The sequence below is a fragment of the Acinetobacter sp. ANC_7513 genome (assembly GCF_056779915.1).
The window spans coordinates 1-252 of the sequence record NZ_JBWYIW010000037.1 but is presented as its reverse complement, the minus strand read 5'-3'; the positions used below and the strand labels follow the sequence as shown (position 1 = coordinate 252).

The window sequence follows — 252 nt, the reverse complement described above, 5'->3', positions numbered from 1 at the left end:
CAGTAAATGATGAAAACGAAGATGGTGTGGATGATGCAGTTGCAGCACTTGAAGAAGCGACAGAAGCAGTAGAGGCGGCTGAAGCAGCATATGCTGAGTCAGAGCAAGCGCTAGCAGATGCCGAAGCAGATGGTTTAATCACGCCAACAGAACTTGCTGAGCTGACTCAAGCACGTGATGATGCACTTGCTGCGAAAACAGAAGCACAAACAAAAGTGACAGCGTTACCTGAGGCAGTACAAGCAGAAAAAG

Annotated in this window: 1 protein-coding gene; it reads left to right on the top strand. The window is 48.0% G+C overall.

Annotation, left to right across the window (positions count from 1 at the left end; all coding sequences use genetic code 11):
* On the top strand, positions 1-252 hold a 252-nt coding region (locus AC1M9B_RS14435), incomplete at both ends, for a GA-like domain-containing protein (RefSeq protein ID WP_481609344.1).